At 58.5% G+C, this 14,422-nt stretch carries 12 protein-coding genes and 1 pseudogene; 5 read left to right on the top strand and 8 right to left on the bottom strand.

The window, feature by feature from the left end; all coding sequences use genetic code 11:
* Together phoB and ABD806_RS05970 are read right to left on the bottom strand one after the other, a co-directional pair.
* Entirely contained in the window at positions 1-690 is a 690-nt protein-coding gene (phoB, locus tag ABD806_RS05965) for a phosphate regulon transcriptional regulator PhoB (RefSeq protein WP_344955719.1), read from the bottom strand.
* Between the two features lie 123 nt (positions 691-813).
* On the bottom strand, positions 814-1,242 hold the full coding sequence (locus ABD806_RS05970) for a GNAT family N-acetyltransferase (protein WP_344956461.1): 429 nt from the start codon (positions 1,240-1,242) through the stop codon (positions 814-816).
* Positions 1,243-1,413: 171 nt separating this feature from the next.
* Here ABD806_RS05970 and rdgC point away from each other — a divergent pair, with 171 nt between their 5' ends.
* From rdgC to ABD806_RS05990, 4 genes are all read left to right on the top strand, one after another.
* Complete coding sequence (gene rdgC, locus ABD806_RS05975; protein WP_344955721.1) at positions 1,414-2,322, top strand: recombination-associated protein RdgC; 909 nt, start codon at positions 1,414-1,416, stop codon at positions 2,320-2,322.
* A gap of 181 nt (positions 2,323-2,503) precedes the next feature.
* Entirely contained in the window at positions 2,504-2,935 is a 432-nt protein-coding gene (locus ABD806_RS05980; RefSeq protein WP_344955724.1) for a YgiW/YdeI family stress tolerance OB fold protein, read from the top strand.
* A 105-nt stretch (positions 2,936-3,040) separates the two neighbouring features.
* A complete protein-coding gene (gene trhP, locus ABD806_RS05985) occupies positions 3,041-4,435 on the top strand; it encodes a prephenate-dependent tRNA uridine(34) hydroxylase TrhP (protein ID WP_344955726.1) in 1,395 nt (464 codons plus the stop codon).
* Positions 4,413-4,664 (top strand): YfhL family 4Fe-4S dicluster ferredoxin, encoded by a 252-nt coding sequence (locus ABD806_RS05990; protein WP_344955729.1) that lies wholly within the window; start codon positions 4,413-4,415, stop codon positions 4,662-4,664. Before trhP ends, ABD806_RS05990 begins: the two co-directional genes overlap by 23 nt.
* A gap of 67 nt (positions 4,665-4,731) precedes the next feature.
* Here the strand turns inward: ABD806_RS05990 and ABD806_RS05995 are convergent, their stop codons facing one another.
* Complete coding sequence (locus tag ABD806_RS05995) at positions 4,732-5,910, bottom strand: MFS transporter (RefSeq protein WP_344955731.1); 1,179 nt, start codon at positions 5,908-5,910, stop codon at positions 4,732-4,734.
* Positions 5,911-6,036: 126 nt separating this feature from the next.
* Positions 6,037-6,534: an acyloxyacyl hydrolase gene (locus tag ABD806_RS06000; protein ID WP_344955733.1), complete on the bottom strand. Its 498-nt coding sequence runs from the start codon at positions 6,532-6,534 to the stop codon at positions 6,037-6,039.
* A 270-nt stretch (positions 6,535-6,804) separates the two neighbouring features.
* Between ABD806_RS06000 and suhB the strand changes: the two genes are divergently transcribed.
* Positions 6,805-7,608, top strand: coding sequence for an inositol-1-monophosphatase (gene suhB, locus ABD806_RS06005; protein WP_344955735.1), 804 nt, complete (start codon positions 6,805-6,807; stop codon positions 7,606-7,608).
* Positions 7,609-8,349: 741 nt separating this feature from the next.
* Here the strand turns inward: suhB and ABD806_RS06010 are convergent.
* The 4 genes and pseudogenes from ABD806_RS06010 to ydiJ all read right to left on the bottom strand — a co-directional run bounded on the left by ABD806_RS06010 (position 8,350) and on the right by ydiJ (position 14,079).
* On the bottom strand, positions 8,350-10,134 hold the full coding sequence (locus tag ABD806_RS06010; protein ID WP_344955738.1) for a DEAD/DEAH box helicase: 1,785 nt from the start codon (positions 10,132-10,134) through the stop codon (positions 8,350-8,352).
* 181 nt (positions 10,135-10,315) lie between these two features.
* Positions 10,316-10,537, bottom strand: a pseudogene (locus ABD806_RS06015) (hotdog fold thioesterase); the annotation flags it as partial.
* A 224-nt stretch (positions 10,538-10,761) separates the two neighbouring features.
* Complete coding sequence (locus tag ABD806_RS06020; RefSeq protein ID WP_344955740.1) at positions 10,762-11,004, bottom strand: GlsB/YeaQ/YmgE family stress response membrane protein; 243 nt, start codon at positions 11,002-11,004, stop codon at positions 10,762-10,764.
* An 18-nt stretch (positions 11,005-11,022) separates the two neighbouring features.
* The gene (ydiJ, locus tag ABD806_RS06025) at positions 11,023-14,079 is read right to left on the bottom strand and encodes a D-2-hydroxyglutarate dehydrogenase YdiJ (protein ID WP_344955742.1); all 3,057 of its coding nucleotides are present in this window, start codon (positions 14,077-14,079) and stop codon (positions 11,023-11,025) included.
* Positions 14,080-14,422 lie beyond the last annotated feature (343 nt).

The raw sequence follows: 14,422 nt of genomic DNA on the forward strand, positions 1-14,422 counted from the left end.
TCATAGGCGGGTAGAGAAACGGTATCCGGCACCGCGCACCGTCTGGATCAATTTGTCGTGGCCCGACTCCGACACCGCTTTGCGCAGCCGACGGATATGCACATCCACTGTCCTGTCTTCCACATACACATTGGTGCCCCACACATTATTTAGCAACTGCTCGCGGCTGTATACCCGCTCGGGGTGCGTCATAAAAAAATGCAGTAACTTGAACTCGGTAGGACCCATCTCCAGCTGCAGATGATTAGCGGTCACCCGATGGCTGGCCGGGTCCAGCTTCAGCCCCTGTACCTCGATGACATCCTCGACCGCGGTGGGCGCGACCCGGCGCAACACGGCCTTCAAGCGGGAGGTCAGCTCCTTGGGAGAAAAGGGTTTGGTGATATAATCATCGGCGCCGACATCCAGCCCTTTGATCTTGTCGTCTTCCTCGGCCCGGGCGGTCAGCATAATCACCGGGATCTGGCGGGTCAGCTCATCCTGTTTCAGCTGTTTTATCAGCTGAATACCGCTGCCTCCCGGTAGCATCCAGTCGAGCAGAATAAGCTCCGGATAGGGCTCTTTGATCAATGCCAGTGCCTGGTCATAATCTTCGGCCTCCTGGGTGGCAAAGCCTTTTTGTTCCAGAACAAAACACAGCATTTCGCGGATAGGTGCTTCGTCTTCGACTACCAGTATTTTCCGTGTCATTCTTCAACCGCCTCTTTAAGGGTCTTGTTGGTATCTGACCCATTATTGGAAGCAAGTATGACATTTTTATGAATTTATGACGCCAGGGTGTCAGAACATTGACAGCAATAAGGTGTTTTTCATTCAACAGGCCCGGTAACCCATCCGATATTCCGGCTGCCCGGTGTTGGGATCTATATCCTCATCCGTGATGGCAAAGCCATGCTGCTGATAAAAATGCACGGCCACATCATTTTCGGTAAACACCTTTAATTCCAATCGCCTCCTCAAGTGTTTAGCCATCGCCAGCAGGGCCTTGCCGATACCGTTTTGCTGGCAGTCGGGACGCACAAACAAGGCGGCGAGATAGTCATCCACCAGGGCGATAAAACCCTGTACCTCCCCTTCCCGCTCACAGACCCACAGCTCGGCTCCGGGCAGATAACGGACACGCATCCGTTCCAGTTGCTGCCACCAGAAGGCTGCCGGTACAAAATCATGGGCTTGCAGGGAGCCCAGCAGCCATACTTCGAGTATGTCTTCCATGTCTTTAGCCGTGGCTTGTCGTATCATCATCTCTTTCCCCGATGGCCTTGCTTCAAGTGTATGAAGCCGGCCACCAGGCCATCCGGGTTTTGTGGCTGTCTGTGAGCCAGATCGGCTTGCATCATTCAGGAATGACACCCTGATCACAAACTGACTTTGCAGTACAATGGCTCTTTTCCTGCCGTCACCGAGGACGCTATGTGGTTTAAAAATCTACAGATATACCGTTTTACCCGCCCTTTTGAACTCAGCCTCGAAGATCTTGAGCAACAGCTGGAAGCCTTTCCTTTCAGTCCCTGTGGTGGCCAGGATCAAGCCAAATTCGGCTGGATTTCCCCCCTGGGCAAACAGGGTCAGGCCCTGACCCATGGCGCCGGTGAGCAGATCCTGCTCTGTGCCAAAAAAGAAGAAAAGATGCTGCCCGGCGCTGTGGTCAACGATGCGGTGACCGAAAAAGTCGAGGCCCTGGAAATCGAGCAGGGCCGGGCCCTGAAGAAAAAGGAAAAAGAAGCCATCAAGGAAGAGGTGATCACCAACCTGCTGCCCCGGGCCTTCAGCCGCCATCAGCAGACCTATGCCTGGATCAACCCGCAAGCCGGTTTCATCGCGGTGGATGCCAGCAGCAGCAAACGGGCCGAAGACCTGTTGGCGCTGCTGCGCAAGAGCATCGGCTCCCTGCCGGTGGTGCCGCTGGCCATGACCACGCCGCCGGAAATCACCCTGACCGACTGGCTGAAGGAAGGCACGGCACCCGCCGGCTTTGCCCTGGAAGACGAAGCGGAACTGCGCTCCGCCCTGGAGCATGGCGGCATCATCCGTGCCAAACAGCAGGATTTACTGAGCGAAGAGATGAAAGCCCACCTGGATGCGGACAAGCTGGTCACCAAACTGGCACTGAACTGGTCCGATACCATCAGCTTCGTGCTGGCCGATGATATGAGCATCAAACGTCTCAAGTTTTCCGAAGAGCTGCGTGAACAAAATGACGATGTGGTCAGCGAAGATGCCGCCGCCCGTTTCGACGCCGACTTCGCCCTGGTCACCGGTGAGCTGTCCCGCTTTATTCCCGAGCTGACCGAGGCCCTGGGCGGTGAAGAAACCCACTGAGCCTCCCTTCTCTACCGGTCGCAGCCCCGCGACCGGCCCCCTCAAGCATGCCCTTTACCGTCCGAAGTTGTCCGAGCGAATGCCGTTTTTGCCCCTATTTTCCTGATTTTCGGGCTGGCCGTCTTTCGCCCTCGCCGCACTCACTTAGGATATCGACCAGATCCCCGCCGAGGAGGCTGCAATGCGCAATAGATGGATTACCGGTCTGATTGGCCTGGGCTGGCTGATCGCCATCGGGGCCAACGCCCATGAACAACATTACCAGCCCCGTCATGACCATGGTTATACGCCCCGTTATGAACATTTCCATGATCGGCGAGACGATGGGCGCTATGACGGTCGTCGCGACCGGCTGCACGTCACCTCGGTGGCCAGGGCCCGGCGCATGCACGACGACCGCCATGTGCTGGTCTCGGGCCACATCGTCAAACGGCTGCGCGGCGACAACTACCTGTTCCGGGATGACACCGGTACCATTCGCGTGGAGATCGACGATGACGACTGGCGCTGGCTGCGCGGACACCGCCGGGACCGGCTGCTGCTGTGGGCCACCGTAGACCGGGATCGGGACGGCGTCGAGCTGGAGGTCGACCGCTGGCGGGTCGCCCGCTGACCCGGGCCGCATGTAAACTCGAAATTGCCGGCCCCAGGGAGTAGAATGCCGTCCCGGCCGCCATCCGGTGGCGGCCTGCTGACCTGAGATCAGACGAGAAAATTTATGTTCAAGCCCGAATTGCTGTCCCCCGCCGGTACCCTGAAAAACATGCGCTACGCCTTCGCCTACGGGGCGGACGCCGTCTACGCCGGCCAGCCCCGCTATTCGCTGCGGGTGCGCAACAACGAGTTCAATCACGAAAATCTGAAGATCGGCATAGACGAAGCCCATGCCCTGGGCAAAAAGTTCTATGTGGTGGTCAATATCCAGCCCCATAACTCCAAGCTGAAGACCTTCCTGCGCGATATGAAACCCGTGGTGGAAATGGGACCGGATGCGCTGATCATGTCCGATCCCGGGCTCATCATGCTGGTACGGGAACATTTTCCCCAGGTGCCCGTCCACCTGTCGGTCCAGGCCAACGCGGTCAACTGGGCCTCGGTCAAGTTCTGGCAGGACTACGGCATCGAACGGGTGATCCTGTCCCGGGAGCTGTCACTCGAAGAGATCGCCGAGATTCGCGAGCACTGCCCGACCGTCGAGCTGGAAGTATTCGTGCACGGCGCCCTGTGCATGGCCTATTCGGGCCGCTGCCTGTTGTCCGGTTATATCAACAAGCGCGATCCCAACCAGGGTACCTGTACCAACGCCTGCCGCTGGGAATACAAGGTGCACGAGGCCAGAGAAGACGACGCCGGCCAGATAGTCCATAGGCAGGAACCGATCCAGATCCAGCAGGTAGCGCCGACCCTGGGTGCCGGCCACCCCACGGATCAACTGGTATTACTGGAAGAGGGTAACCGCCCCGGCGAGTACATGGCTGCCTATGAAGACGAGCACGGCACCTATATCATGAACTCCAAGGACCTGCGCGCCGTGCAATACGTGGAACGCCTGACCCAGATGGGGGTGCACTCCCTGAAAATAGAGGGCCGTACCAAGTCCTTCTATTATGTGGCCCGCACCGCCCAGGTCTATCGCAAGGCCATCGATGACGCCGTAGCCGGCCGTCCCTTCGATGCCACCCTGATGGGCACCCTGGAAAACCTGGCGCATCGGGGTTATACGGAGGGCTTTTTGCAGCGTCATGCCCACAGCGAGTACCAGAACTATGACACCGGCTACTCGGTCTCCACCAGCCAGCAGTTTGTCGGCGAAGTCACCGGTCGTGACGGCCGCTGGGTTGGAATCGCGGTGAAGAACAAGTTCCAGGTGGGCGACAGCCTGGAGCTGATGACTCCCAAGGGTAACCTGACGTTCACCCTGGATGCGCTTAAAAACCGCAAGGGTGAGTGGGTTGAAGTGGCGCCGGGCAGCGGCCACACTGTGCATATACAGCTCCCGGAAAGTGTGGATGCGGAATTTGGCATCCTGCTGCGCCACTTGGAAGAGCGGCAAAGCACCCGTAAACCGCACCAACAACCCGAGGTAACTCATGGCACTGCTGATCACCGATAAGTGCATCAACTGCGACATGTGCGAGCCCGAATGCCCCAACGGGGCCATCTATTTCGGGCCCGAGATCTATGAGATAGACCCGGCGTTGTGCACCGAGTGTGTAGGCCACTATGACAAGCCCACCTGTGTCAGCGTCTGTCCCATCGACTGCATCATCACTCATCCCGAGCACCGGGAGAATGAAGAGCAGTTGTGGGACAAGTTTGTACTGCTGCATCATAAGCCGTAGGCTGGCAGGATCAGCGCCGCCCGAATAACGCCCCCACCGGCTCACAACGATGGGGGTTGTCCGGCCATTACAGACCGGTCGCCGGCAACGCCTGCTCCTGAGGCATCAGGAACCACACCACCAGGCCGGCAAAGGCCAGCAACAAGCCGCCCAGTACAATCTGGTTCATTTCCGGCAAACCGCCCTGCACCAGCAGGAAGACACCACCGCCCAGGTTGGAGCAGCCCCCCAGCAGGGCACCGGCGGTGCCGCTATGGTATGGAAAAGGCGATACCGCCTTGGAGGTCGCCACCGGGAATAACAGGCCGGCACCGGCAAAATAGAGGCCGCCGCCCAATACCAGACCTGCAACACTTATCTGACCATTGAACCCGGAGAGCAGCACCACAGCAGCCCCTATCAGCAATCCCATGGCCGACAGCCACTGCAGTTGACGCACGGACCAGGAAGCGGCCTTCCAGGACGCCACCATGGCGCCGGCAAAATACAGGGGCAACGGCAAAATAAACAATATGCTGATCTCGGCACTGGTCAGTTCACTCTGCCTGCTCACCACTACGCTGAACACGGCTTCATACAAGATCACCCCGGCGAAGGCGGCGATCAGCATACCCAGCTGGCGACGGAAGCTGGGGTTGTGCAGCACATATTTATAGGCCGGCAGTATGGGCTGCATATGACGTCGCTCCGGCGGCAGGGTTTCCCGGAAAAACGCCACCATGATCAGCGTGATCACCAGGCCCACAGCCAGCAGGAACCAATACATCGACTGCCAGCCGAAATACTGGTTCAAGTAACCGCCAATCAAGGGAGCCAGCAAGGGAGCCAGCATGATGCCCATGGACACATAGCCGTTGTAACGTACCAGATCCGGGCCATCGAAACGGTCCCGCATCAGGCTGCGACACAGGCTGCCAGCCGCGGCCGTGCCGGCGCCCTGGATAAGGCTGCCGATCAGCACAGCGGGGAAAGTAGCCCAGTACAGAATAACCGCCGAGCCCAGCACATAGACGAGCAAGCCGCTCAGCAAGACTGGCCGACGACCGAAGCGATCGGACAAGGGACCGTAAATAAACTGGAATAGGCCGTAGGGGATCAGGTAACAGGCCATCACCAGGGACAATCGGCTTGCGGAGACGCGCATATCTGCTGCCATCTCGGCCATGGCGGGCACGTACAGAGTCTGGGTCATTTGACCCGCGGCCACCATTAAAACCGTTAGCAACACCAAAGTAAGGCCAGACATGACCAGGATCTCCCAAATGCCCAGACGGGCAGCTTATGATATGGAGCCCATGATAATGAACAGCTATCTTCACTGGCAATATGGGCCAGCACGACCTTTTATAATGGCCAGACCTAGTTTTTTTAATCAGAAGTTATAGCGGTAATTGACGCTCCAGGAAGACAACCCTTCGTTCGGCTCCTCGATACCGGCGTTAGACAAATGCCCCCCCTCCAGGGCCAGGCTGTGTTTGTCCAGCGCCACGCCCAGTCCGGCCCGGCTGGAAAACTGGAACTGGGTCGACAATTCCCGGTTACCCAAACGGGTTTGGCTGATCCAGGCCGGTCCTACACCGACAAAGGCGAAAGGACGCAGCCCCCGTTTTGCATGGCTATAGCTCAGTACCGGCGCCATGCTGAGTGCGACCAGATCGTCATCGTCCAGTTGCCAGTAACTGCTGTCAAACCAGAGACCGTAGCCCAGCTGGCCCTGCCCAAGCGAAATCCAGGGCGTGCTTTGATTCCACTCAACCCCCAGCTGATAACGCTCGGCGCCATCACCGCTCCCGGCCCCCAGGGCCAGACCCCAATCGGCCCAGACAGGAGAGGCTATCAATGCAAGCAACAACAAACTCCCTTTGTTCATTGTTCAGGTTCCTTATCTGGTGAGATATTTTTACTTAGTAAACCATAGCTTAGCGGGTCGCTGGGGATCCTGCTGGCTTTGAGTCACCTGCGCCGGAAATGCCTGCTTGATGAGCTATCTTCCCCTGCAGGCCAGGCAGCCCTGGCAGGGGAACAAGGGATCCGAGCCCCGGTTAAAAATCGCACGGGGATAAAGGCTTGTCAGCCCCCCTGATACTGGTATAATGCGCCGCTCAAATTTCGTTCTTTAACATCAAGTGGGTTCACTCATATGCATCCGATGCTGAATATTGCGGTGCGCGCTGCGCGCAACGCCGGTCAAGTTATCGTCAAAGGTTTCTCCAACCCTGACTACGTGGAGACAACGCAAAAAGGCCAGAACGATTTTGTCACCAACGTCGATCTTGACGCGGAAAACGCCGTAGTAAATACCATCCGCAAATCCTACCCGGAGCATACCATCATTGGTGAAGAATGCGGCGAGCTGCTTGGCAGCAACCCGGATTATCAATGGATAATAGACCCGCTTGATGGCACCAACAACTTTGTTAGAGGCATTCCTCATTTCGCCGTTTCCATTGCCCTGCGGGTAAAAGGCCGCACCGAACAGGCAGTGGTATACGATCCTATTCGTGACGAGCTGTTCACCGCCAGCCGCGGTGCCGGCGCCCAGCTGAACGGCTATCGCATCCGTGCCGGCAAGGCGAAAGATCTGAGCAATACCCTGCTGGCTACCGGTTTTCCCTTTAAGCAAAAGCATCAGCTGGATGCCTATCTGGCCATGTTCAAGGCCATGTTCGTCCAGTGTGGCGACGTGCGCCGGGCCGGTGCCGCCAGCCTGGATCTGGCCTATGTCGCTGCCGGCCGGGTCGACGGCTACTGGGAACTGGGCCTCAAGCCCTGGGACTCTGCCGCCGGCAGCCTGATTGCCCGGGAAGCCGGTGCCCTGGTTACCGACTTCGTCGGCGGTCATAACTATGAGCGTAGCGGTAACGTAGTTTGTGCCAATCCCAAGGTGCTGAAGATCATGCTTGCCACCCTGCGAGAGCACCTGCCGGAATCCCTGGCAAACTGATTTAAGTTCTCTTGTTACTAAGTCCTTAGCCCCGGTTAATCTGGGGCTTTTTTTGTTTTTGCACCCGTTTTCTTGCCCTCGCTCCCACGCAGAGCATGGGCGCGAGAGTAATAGCAATCCCAATAAATAAATGATCAGTATCAACGGAGGATAAAGGGACCACTCCACCGACTCGCTCAGGCTCATCCATGTGATGCTCAGCACATGGCATCTGGCCTCCAGGGATGGGGATGGCGGGAATGCCGGAATAGCAGGAGCCCTTTTCGGCCCTGTCATGTGATGGTCGCTGGAGCAGATCCCTTTGTCCTCCGTGATGCTCCAGAGGCGCCTGTGGGCAATACCTACAGGCAACGCCGTGTTCCAGAAGAGGCAACAGAGATTACCACCCACGACCGTTACATGCAGGGATGGCATGTCCGCATGGCGTGTCGAGGGAGGTAGCTGTGCTGCCGTTGAAGCCTGGGTCCAAAAGATGATCAGATACTTACTGTGATTGGTATAAGAACAGCAAAACCGCTGCCATCCTCTCGAAGGCAACGGTCCATAGGCCTTTTTCAGTCAAAGCGGGATATTTCAGATAAGTGCGCCCTTCCCTGGAGTCCAGCCGTCGTGGAAATGACCTTGTTGCTGGGATGGGTTACTCGGAGTTTGGGGCTAACAGACCCAATCACCATGCCACCCATAATAAAAAAGCCTGCCGATCACTCGGCAGGCTTTTTAACATGCAGTCTGGACGACTAATCAGCCATTCAGGCGCTTGTCGTTGCGACGGGGACGGAACTTGCCGCCACGGTCATCGTCATTGCGCGAACGGAAGTCACGACGGGCCGGCAGCGGGCCGCCTTCGTATTTAGCCAGGTTCAGCGGACGCTGACATACCCGAACCTTCTGCAGCACTTGCTGTACTTCGCTGGTCATGCCCTCGGGCAGGTCCACGGTGGAAAACTCATCGTGGATCTGGATCTGGCCGATAAAACGGGACTCCAGATCCGCCTCGTTGGCGATGGCACCGACCAGGTGACCCGGCTTAACGCCGTGCACCCGGCCCACATCCACCCGGAAGCGCTCCATCATCACACCGGACACATCGTCACGGCCGCCGCGGGGACGATCAGCACGAGGACCGCGCTCACGACCACCGTCACGGCTTTCACGCACATCCGGACGACGGGCGGCCATGGGTCTGTCTTCGACAAACAGCGGGCGGTCACCTTGCAGCAGGCGAGCCAGGCCGGCGGCCAGCTGGGCGCTGTCCAGGCCTTCTTCCTGCAGACCGTTAACCATCTCCACGAAAGGCGCCAGGGCTTTTTCGTCGGCTTCTACGCTGGCACGGATGCGGGACTTGAAGCGCTCCGCGCGCTTCTTGTTGATGTCGTCGGCAGACGGCATCTGCATTTCTTCGATCGGCTGACGGGTATGGCGCTCCAGGTTGTACAGGCCTCGCTTCTCACGACCGGTAACAAACAGGATGGCGTCACCCTCACGGCCGGCACGACCGGTACGACCGATGCGGTGCACATAAGACTCGTTGTCGTGGGGCATGTCGAAGTTGACTACATGGCTGATCCGCTCTACATCCAGGCCTCGGGCGACCACGTCGGTGGCCACCAGGATGTTAAGGCGGCCGTTTTTCAGGCGATCAACCACTTTTTCACGCAGCTTCTGGGGAATGTCACCGTGCAGGGCTTCACAGGCGTGACCTTCGCGGCCCATCATGTCAGCCAGATCTTCGGCGTCTTTACGGGTACGTACGAATACCAGCATGGCATCCATGTCTTCGGTCTCGACCAGACGGCACAGGCCTTCATGCTTGGACATGCCACGCACGAACCAATAACGCTGGCGAATGCTGGAGTTGGTACGGGTCTTGTTGGCGATGCGCACTTCCTGCGGATCATTCAGGTATTTCTGGGCAACACGCTGGATAGCCGGCGGCATGGTGGCCGAGAACAGGGCGATCTGACGGGTAGCCGGAGTCTGTTCGAGGATCCACTCGACATCGTCGATAAAGCCCATGCGCAGCATTTCATCGGCTTCATCCAGTACCATGGCTTGCAGGCTGTCCAGCTTGAGGGTACCGCGGCGCATATGGTCCATGACCCGGCCCGGGGTACCGACCACGATATCGACGCCGCGCTTCAGTGCACGGATCTGGGTATCATAGGCCTGGCCACCATAGATGGACAGGATACGGATGTCTTTCTGGTATTTGGCATAGCCTTCGAAGGACTCGGCAACCTGGATGGCCAGTTCGCGAGTCGGCGCCAGTACCAGAACCTGCGGGGTAGCACTGCCGCCGGTAATACGGCTCAGCAAAGGCAGCGCGAAGGCGGCGGTTTTACCGGTACCTGTCTGTGCCAGACCCAGAACATCACGACCACTCAACAGGGTGGGGATAGCGGCGGCCTGAATAGCGGAAGGCTGCACATAACCGGCATCGGTCAGTGCATTTAATACGGCAGGCGCCAGTCCAAGATCGGTAAAAGCAGGCACGTTAGTCGCAGGTACAGTAGAAGTATTTGTCATTTAACAGTTCCGAATAAATAGAATGTCGGCGGACTGATACGTAAAAGGCCAGGGACAGCCTGGCTCGCAGATAGCGAGGGCTTCCCATCACAGAGTGTGTATCACACTAAGATTCACAAGGCTAATCTGGCCGTTTTTGTCTCAACACCGCCATGGTTAACTGCCTGATAAAAACCAGTCAGTTTTTCTCATCATGGATGTCGATCTGCCAGACTTGTGTCGTCGCGCCCAAATGGAGGGGACGTACGGTTCCCATGACAGGGCCGCTTCGTTTGGCGCGGACGTGATTTGCGTTAACCTCCAGACCAACGCAACAATAACCCGCTTCAACGCACATATTTTGGCAGCTACTAAAACCCAGGGTTCTGGCGAATGCATCTGGTGCATCGCCACGTAGCATGCCGAATAGGCGGGTTATTACGATTCTCAAGCAACACATTTCAGCTTAAATACCGTGACCCACATCACAAAAGGTCATGCCCAACTGGGCTGAGGGCGCATTCTCCAACAGTTGCTTCGAACTGTCCAGCGTAAATTGCTTATTTTACATAAAAATAACGCGGGGACTGGGGCTGTGGGATTGGAAAGCGTCAAGCTCCCGGGTCCCCACTCCCCTGCCCCTGTTCCCTATCTTCGCCTGATTTTTCCCACCACATAGATCAACAGCACGGCACCGATCACCGACATGATCAGGGAGCCGAGCAGGCCGGTGGCGGCCAGCCCCAACAAGCGGAACAACAGGCCGCCGAGAAAACCGCCGACCAGGCCCACCACTATGTTACCGAGCAGGCCAAAGCCCCGGCCCTTCATCAGGTTGCCGGAGATCCAGCCGGCCAGGCCACCGATAATCAAACCCCAGAAAAGGCCCATATGCAACTCCTTGTCGTGTTACGCCAACAAGCTTAGCAGAGCCTGGACCGGGTGTTTGATACCCTGGCCTTCCATCCGCTTGACCTGGCTGCGGCAGGAAAAGCCGGTGGCCAGGCAGCGCTGTTGCGGCAGCTTGGCCAGCGGCTCCTGCCAGCTCAGGCCATACAGGGTCTTGGAACCTTCCACATGCTGGCGTTCATGGCCGTAGGTACCGGCCATGCCGCAGCAGCCCACGGAGACCGGCTCCAGCCTGGCGCCCAGATGCGCGAAGATGCGGCTCCAGTCCTGGTGGGTTGCGGGCTTGGCGGTCTTTTCGGTGCAATGGGCAAACAGGTACCAGGGCTCGCCGGCCACCGGCTTCTGCGCCAGCTTGTCGATCACCTGCAGCAGCCACTCCTGGGGCAGCAGCACCTCGAAGTCGCCCCGGGCCGGACCCAGGATCTTGTCGTATTCGTCCCGATAACAGAGTACCAGCGACGGATCCACCCCGACCAGGGGGATATTCAGCCGCGCCAGCTGATTGAGAAACTGGGCGCTGTCGGCGGCCATGGCGGCGAAGCGGCGCAGGAAACCTTTGACATGGGCCGGCTTGCCGTTGGGCTTGAACGGCAGCACCACAGGGTTCAGGCCCAGAGCCGTGGCAAGGCGAACCAAATCGTACACCACCTGAGCATCGTAGAAGGAGGTAAAGGGATCCTGCACTATCAGCACGGTGCCGGCCTTTTCCTCTCCGCTCATTCCCTGCAGCCGCGCCAGATCAAACTTACCGGCCGGGCTGTCGGCCAGCAGCGTCTGCAGGCTGGGCTCGCTGACCAGCGGCATGTCCACCATGCCCAGCACCGACTTGGCACCGGCCTGCACCCATTTGTGCTTGAGCAGCGGGTTCACCAACCCGGGGGCCTTGGCCATCCAGGGACTGTAGCTTTCCACCCAGGACACCAGATAATCCTTGGGCGGACGCTGATAACGCTGATGATACATCTGCAGGAAGCGGGCCCGGAAGGTGGGCACATCCACCTTGATCGGGCACTGACTGGAACAGGCCTTGCAAGCCAGGCAGCCGTCCATCGCCTCTTTCACTTCATGGGAAAAATCGTATTCGCCGCGGCTTTTCCGCCAGGTGGCTTTGACCCGCTCCACCAGGCCCTTGACGCTGGTGCCCCGGCTCATCACCGCCGCTTCTTCCGCCATGGGATCGAAGCCCTGGGCCGACAGCTGGCGCAGCCATTCCCGCACCAGGCCGGCCCGGCCCTTGGGCGAATGGCGGCGATCGGCGGTCAGCTTCATCGACGGGCACATGGGCGAGCGCACGTCAAAATCGAAACACAGGCCGTTGCCGTTACAATCCATCGCCTGGGTAAAACCGTCGCGCACATGCACCGGGATCTGTCGGTCGAAGAAGCCGCGCTTGGTGGCATCCACCGACACCAGCTGCTCCAGGCTGTCGAGCGGGGTACAGATCTTGCCCGGATTGAGCCGGTTGAAGGGATCGAACGCCGACTTGATACGGCGCAGCTCGGTAAACAGGGTCTCGCCGAAGAAGGTGGGACTGTATTCGGAGCGATAACCCTTGCCGTGCTCGCCCCACATCAGGCCGCCGTATTTGGCGGTGAGCGCGTTTACCCGGTCGGAGATGGTGCGCAGCATCACCTCCTGCTCGGGATCCGTCATGTCCAGCGCCGGACGCACGTGCAGCACACCGGCGTCCACATGACCGAACATGCCGTACTGCAGGCCATGCTCGTCCAGCAGGGTGCGGAATTCACTGATATAGTCGGCCAGGTGCTCGGGCGGCACCGCGGTATCTTCCACAAAAGGCACCGGCTTCTTGCGACCCTTGGCATTGCCCAACAGGCCCACCGCCTTCTTGCGCATGCCGTAGATGCGGTTAAGGGAGGCCAGATCGTCACACACCTGGTAGCCGATCACCCCGGCCTCGCCCCGCTCGATAAGCCCGTCCAGCCGGGCACAGAGGGCCGAGACCTTCTGCTGCTGGGCCTGCTCGTCCTGATCGGCGTATTCCACCATGTTCAGGCCGTCCATCACCTTGCCCGGCACGTCCCGGATAAGATCGCTGACCGAATGCCAGACGATGTCTTCCCGGGCCAGGTTGAGCACCTTGGAGTCGACGGTTTCCACCGACAGCGCCTCGGCCTCCACCATCAGCGGCGCGTTGCGCAGGGCGGACTGGAAGCTGTCGTATTTGACGTTGACCAGGGTGCGGTAGGCAGGAATGGGCGTCAGATCCAGCCAGGCCTCGGTGATCAAGGCCAGCGAGCCTTCGGAGCCACACAGCAGCCGGGTCAGATCCAGACAGTGTTGCCCTTGGTCATAGACATGCTTGAGATCGTAGCCGGTAAGGAAGCGGTTGAGCTTGGGAAAACGCCGCTCGATTTCGTCGGCATGGCCGGTCACGCTGTGGTAGACACAGCGGTACAGCTCCCCTTCCCGGCTGTCTTCGGCCAGCTTGGCGTCCAGCGCCTCACCGGAGACGGGTCCGGTTTCGATGATGCTGCCGTCCACCAGCACGGCGGTCACCCCGAGCACGTGATCCGAGGTCTTGCCGTACACCAGGGAACCCTGGCCGGAGGCGTCGGTATTGATCATGCCGCCAATGGTTGCCCGGTTGCTGGTCGACAGGTCGGGGGAGAAAAACAGCCGGTAGGGTTGTACCAGCTGGTTGAGCCTGTCCTTGACCATGCCGGTCTGCACCCGGACCTTACGGCCGTCGGCATCGACCTTCAGCAGCTGATGCATGTGGCGGGACATGTCCACCACTATGTTGTCGTTCAGCGACTGGCCGTTGGTGCCGGTGCCGCCGCCTCTGGGGGCAAAACGGATATCCCGGTAGGCATCCTTGCCGGCCAGGGTCAGCATCATTACCAAATCCTGGGTCGAACGGGGGAACACCACCGCCTGGGGCAAGCACTGGTAAACGCTGTTGTCGGTGGCCACCGCCAGCCGGCTGCCATAGCTGCGTTCTATGTCACCGCGAAAACCACTGTTGGTCAGAGTATCGAGAAAAGAAAAGTAGGTGGGGTTTATCTGCTGTTGCAGATCTAACCTTGGGATCATGAGAGCTGTCCCCTGTGTCCTGTAAAATGCGCCCGAGAAGCGGCCAGTATACACCCGGCGAGGGACCTTAGGCGAGCGGCGAAGCTCGCCAATACTGGCCGCCAGGAGCCCAAGGCCCTCCCGACTGCCCGGGCTGACAGTATCCGAATAACGGCGCCGGGCGAGCCATGGCAACCTTGATTTCCCACGCCTGAGCCTACGCCGGCTCAATCTATTCATAGTTTTTTAGCTATATAAGCCATATACAGAATGTATTTAATCGCAATATTTAAATGATGTTAATTTTCTCCGCGCTCATCAGAAATTATTATCGGCGAGCTCGCGTTATTTCACGGTTGAAATG

It is taken from the genome of Zobellella aerophila, assembly GCF_039539325.1.
In the GTDB taxonomy this organism is placed as follows: domain Bacteria; phylum Pseudomonadota; class Gammaproteobacteria; order Enterobacterales; family Aeromonadaceae; genus Oceanimonas; species Oceanimonas aerophila.

Excerpts from the sequence above, each read along its gene's own strand:
- phoB (WP_344955719.1), bottom strand. The coding sequence starts at position 690 with ATGACACGGAAAATACTGGTAGTCGAAGACGAAGCACCTATCCGCGAA.
- ABD806_RS05970 (WP_344956461.1), bottom strand. The coding sequence starts at position 1,242 with ATGATACGACAAGCCACGGCTAAAGACATGGAAGACATACTCGAAGTA.
- rdgC (WP_344955721.1), top strand. The coding sequence starts at position 1,414 with ATGTGGTTTAAAAATCTACAGATATACCGTTTTACCCGCCCTTTTGAA.
- ABD806_RS05980 (WP_344955724.1), top strand. The coding sequence starts at position 2,504 with ATGCGCAATAGATGGATTACCGGTCTGATTGGCCTGGGCTGGCTGATC.
- trhP (WP_344955726.1), top strand. The coding sequence starts at position 3,041 with ATGTTCAAGCCCGAATTGCTGTCCCCCGCCGGTACCCTGAAAAACATG.
- ABD806_RS05990 (WP_344955729.1), top strand. The coding sequence starts at position 4,413 with ATGGCACTGCTGATCACCGATAAGTGCATCAACTGCGACATGTGCGAG.
- ABD806_RS05995 (WP_344955731.1), bottom strand. The coding sequence starts at position 5,910 with ATGTCTGGCCTTACTTTGGTGTTGCTAACGGTTTTAATGGTGGCCGCG.
- ABD806_RS06000 (WP_344955733.1), bottom strand. The coding sequence starts at position 6,534 with ATGAACAAAGGGAGTTTGTTGTTGCTTGCATTGATAGCCTCTCCTGTC.
- suhB (WP_344955735.1), top strand. The coding sequence starts at position 6,805 with ATGCATCCGATGCTGAATATTGCGGTGCGCGCTGCGCGCAACGCCGGT.
- ABD806_RS06010 (WP_344955738.1), bottom strand. The coding sequence starts at position 10,134 with ATGACAAATACTTCTACTGTACCTGCGACTAACGTGCCTGCTTTTACC.
- ABD806_RS06020 (WP_344955740.1), bottom strand. The coding sequence starts at position 11,004 with ATGGGCCTTTTCTGGGGTTTGATTATCGGTGGCCTGGCCGGCTGGATC.
- ydiJ (WP_344955742.1), bottom strand. The coding sequence starts at position 14,079 with ATGATCCCAAGGTTAGATCTGCAACAGCAGATAAACCCCACCTACTTT.